Source organism: candidate division KSB1 bacterium (assembly GCA_022562085.1).
Taxonomy (GTDB): domain Bacteria; phylum Zhuqueibacterota; class Zhuqueibacteria; order Oceanimicrobiales; family Oceanimicrobiaceae; genus Oceanimicrobium.
Window position 1 is genome coordinate 1 of sequence record JADFPY010000424.1, and the last position, 3508, is coordinate 3508.

5 protein-coding genes are annotated in these 3508 nt (G+C 45.2%); 4 read left to right on the forward strand and 1 reads right to left on the reverse strand.

Annotated features, from left to right (window positions below; all coding sequences use genetic code 11):
* Nucleotides 1-166 precede the first annotated feature (166 nt).
* Together IH879_21645 and IH879_21650 are read left to right on the forward strand one after the other, a co-directional pair.
* The gene (locus tag IH879_21645) at nt 167-919 is read left to right on the forward strand and encodes a hypothetical protein (protein ID MCH7677530.1); all 753 of its coding nucleotides are present in this window, start codon (nt 167-169) and stop codon (nt 917-919) included.
* 51 nt (nt 920-970) lie between these two features.
* Nucleotides 971-1252 (forward strand): PaaI family thioesterase, encoded by a 282-nt coding sequence (locus tag IH879_21650; GenBank protein MCH7677531.1) that lies wholly within the window; start codon nt 971-973, stop codon nt 1250-1252.
* A gap of 66 nt (nt 1253-1318) precedes the next feature.
* On the opposite strand, the gene IH879_21655 is transcribed toward IH879_21650, so the two are convergent.
* Nucleotides 1319-2707, reverse strand: coding sequence for an aminopeptidase P family protein (locus IH879_21655; protein ID MCH7677532.1), 1389 nt, complete (start codon nt 2705-2707; stop codon nt 1319-1321).
* A gap of 121 nt (nt 2708-2828) precedes the next feature.
* Between IH879_21655 and IH879_21660 the strand changes: the two genes are divergently transcribed.
* Nucleotides 2829-3119: a type II toxin-antitoxin system Phd/YefM family antitoxin gene (locus IH879_21660; protein ID MCH7677533.1), complete on the forward strand. Its 291-nt coding sequence runs from the start codon at nt 2829-2831 to the stop codon at nt 3117-3119.
* Nucleotides 3116-3400: a type II toxin-antitoxin system RelE/ParE family toxin gene (locus tag IH879_21665; protein ID MCH7677534.1), complete on the forward strand. Its 285-nt coding sequence runs from the start codon at nt 3116-3118 to the stop codon at nt 3398-3400. Before IH879_21660 ends, IH879_21665 begins: the two co-directional genes overlap by 4 nt.
* Nucleotides 3401-3508 lie beyond the last annotated feature (108 nt).

Sequence of the window (3508 nt, forward strand, 5' to 3'; positions counted from 1 at the left end):
GCTCTTCACCATGTCTCGGCAATTAAACCGAGCGTTCGGCTACTATGGCCTCTGCTGACTTCTGCCTAACTTAAGCGAGCGAGTTACCTCGCAAGCCGCTACGTTGAGTCTGTGGGTGCTATCCAGTTCGTCTCTCATGCCATGAATAAAATGTGGAGGTGTCGTCATGCATAAAGTTATTTCATTAGTGAACATCCTGGGTTTCATTGCCCTCACCAGTTGCGCCACAGTTTCTGTTAATCATTTTCAAGGCGGGAAGTCTCTGGGAACTGGAAAAACCAAGATAGGCTTCGGTAGTCAAATTGGCCGGAGCGTCGACTATGACAGCGATGAAGATGCAATTGATAATCCCGCCACGATCCTATTTGATTTTTCGGTTCAGCACGGTTTGGGGTCAAAATTCGACATCGGAGCAGATCTATTTGCCACATTGTCGACCTCGGTCGGAATCAAACTCTTAGGCAAATACGCGTTCTTGGATTCCACCTCGAAATGGGGTCTGGCACTGATGCCAGCTCTCGGTTATGCCGTCGGCCAGGGCAAGCGGGGTTCAGATGAGGATTTTACGCAAAAGGCGTTCATTACCGAAGCAGCGCTTCTGGTCAGCTATGATTTCTCGCCTCACAATACTTTATTATTCGGTCCATCGGTGTATAGCTATCGCATCAACAGCAAGGGGGAAAAAGCGCCTCTCATAGGATCCACGCGGCAAATAAATTTTGATCGGAGTATTGTCTCTCCGGGATTTTCGCTTGGGCTAGTTACTGAGCATATTGCCTATGAGGTAACACTGATTCCGATTAAGACGCGCGTACACGAGGACAATGAGACAGTGGAACGAACCATATTTTTCCCCTATTTCGGTGTCAGATTATTCGGGTGGGGAGGTCTGCTGAAACTTTTTGGTCTAGCGGACTAAAGAGCAGAATGGAATCAACGAGAGCCCCATCTTCATTCGATGATTGGAATAATGTCCGGTAAGGAAGGCGGCGTGGTTCACGGCGGTATTATCAGCACCTTGGCCGACACGGCGGCCGTTTATACCCTACATCCTTACCTGACCGAAAACCAATCCATGACCAGCATTGAATTCAAAATGAATTTTCTAAGTCCTGCTTTACTTGAAAATGGAGATTTACTGGCGCGGGCGTATCTTGTTAAACGTGGTAGAAAAGTAGCCCTTTGTGATGTTGAGGTCTATCAAAAAGAAAAGCTTGTGGCGAAAGGGCTTTTTTCTTATTTATTGTTTTGAACTTGGATGATTCTTGCCCAAACCTTGCAGGTTTCTAAAACCTGCAAGGTTTAGAAAATCTCGAAACTAACCAGACGCCATTTCCTCGACATCAGCAACTGTCTTCGGGCTCGGGTTGCCTAAAATGCGATGCCCGTCATCCGTAACCACAACATTATCTTCAATGCGGATACCGCCAAAGTCTTTGTACTTTTCGACTTGTTGATAATTGATGAACTCAGCAAATTTATTCTCAGCTTTCCACTTGTTAATGAGATCCGGAATAAAATAAATCCCGGGTTCGACGGTTAAAACGTATCCGGTTTTAAGCCGTTTGCCAATTCGCAAGGAGACCAATCCGAACTGGTCACTTCGCTGAACCTCGTCATCATAACCCACATAGTCTTCTCCCAGGTTTTCCATATCGTGCACATCGAGGCCCATCATATGACCCAGGCCGTGCGGCAAAAACAATGCATGTGCGCCGGCGGCAACTGCCTCATCCGGGTCGCCTTGCATGATGCCAATGTTTTTTAATCCAGTTGCGATTTCTTTGGCAGAAATGAGGTGAACATCTTTGAATTTAACCCCAGGCTTCATGGCGGCAATTGCTTGCTCTTGCGCGTTCAACACTATTTCGTAAACTTCTTTTTGCCGGTCACTGAATTTACCGGATACGGGAATGGTTCGGGTAATATCGGCGGCATAGTTCATGGCTGATTCCACGCCGGCGTCACAAACCGCAATGTCTCCGTCTTGCAGTCTGTTTCCATAATAATGGTTGTGCAGCGTTTCTCCGTGCCGGGAAAAAATCACCGGAAACGCCAGACGACCGCCTTTTGCAAGAACGATCCCCTCCATTTTGCCAACAATTTCCTGTTCAACAACTCCCGGTTTTGATTCTTTCATCGCAAAAGTGTGGATTTCATAAGCAATCTCAAGTGCTGATTCTATCTCGTCGATTTCTTCTTTTGATTTAACCGATCGTTGCTCAACCACTGCCTTGATAAAGTCGACTGAAGCGGAATCATTTAATTTGGAAATTTCAATCTCAAGCATGGACGATACGGTTATCATATTTTCATGGCGGTATTGGGGTAGAAAATGAACTTTTCTGCCCTGTTGAAGTGCATTTCTAATATCATTTGCAAACTGGTCAAATGGCGCGGTTGCTTCAACACCTACCTTTTGCGCTTGCTCTCGCATCGTTGGCTGGGGTCCCATCCAGATGATGTCATCTACTGTTCGATCATTTCCATAAAGGTTGTCTTTGTCCGCTTCGACATCGATTGCGGCCGCCAATCCGTGGGAATTTAAGCCCCAGAAATACAGAAACGAGCTGTCCTGCCTGAAAAGATAATAGTTGTCCGTGTAGTTCATGGGACTTTCATTGTTGCCTAAAAAGATGATAAGTCCGGATTTAATTTGCTCTTTTAGTTTGCGGCGTCTTCTAACGTAGGTTTCGGGTTTAAACATTTCGTGCTCCTGTTTAGAATTTTTTTTTCGGACAATGAGATTTGGACTTGCTTAAAAAGCTTTTATTCCGTACATTTAAAAGTCACAATTATTTAAAAACATTAATAAATTGGAGTCCTAAATGGAACCTCTAGATGTAAATAACATTCGGCCTTTGACTGATTTCAGAAACAAGATGAAAGAATACATTAAAGAGTTAAATGAACATAAAAAGCCTATCGTTTTGACGCAGCACGGCAAAAGCGCTGCCGTTTTACTGTCTGCTGAAAAATTTCAAGAAATGCAAGACCAAATTGAGTTCATGCGTAAAGTTGCACGAGGGCTCGAAGACTACAAAAGTGGCCGTGTGCATTCCATTCAGGGCACGTTCGATGAAGTTGACAAAATCATAGATGCTGCTCACAAACGATGAAAATTGTTTTCTCTTCGCAAGCCAAAGCGGATTTAGCAGAGATCGTCAACTTCATAGCCTATGACAAACCGCAGGCCGCTCGCAAGTTGGCTACTAGCATCCGCCAATCTGTTTTGAAGCTATCTGACTTTCCGAAGATGGGTCGCACCGTTCCTGAGTTTGCTGACGAAACCATCCGCGAACTTATTAAAGGTCAATACCGGGTTGTTTACAAGGTCGACGACAAGAAAAACACAATCGTCATCGTTACTATTCATCATGCCAGGAGACCACTTGTTTAGCCGAAAATTTTACCGATCATTGTGTGTGCTCACCTACTTAACCGTCAACACCGCCTGGCCCAAAAGCTTCTCATCCACATGAATGCCGAGTCCCGGCTCATTGGGCAC

What these genes read in the sequence shown, in the direction of transcription:
- IH879_21655 (MCH7677532.1), bottom strand. Translation starts at nt 2,707, where the DNA reads ATGTTTAAACCCGAAACCTACGTTAGAAGACGCCGCAAACTAAAAGAG.
- IH879_21645 (MCH7677530.1), top strand. Translation starts at nt 167, where the DNA reads ATGCATAAAGTTATTTCATTAGTGAACATCCTGGGTTTCATTGCCCTC.
- IH879_21665 (MCH7677534.1), top strand. Translation starts at nt 3,116, where the DNA reads ATGAAAATTGTTTTCTCTTCGCAAGCCAAAGCGGATTTAGCAGAGATC.
- IH879_21650 (MCH7677531.1), top strand. Translation starts at nt 971, where the DNA reads ATGTCCGGTAAGGAAGGCGGCGTGGTTCACGGCGGTATTATCAGCACC.
- IH879_21660 (MCH7677533.1), top strand. Translation starts at nt 2,829, where the DNA reads ATGGAACCTCTAGATGTAAATAACATTCGGCCTTTGACTGATTTCAGA.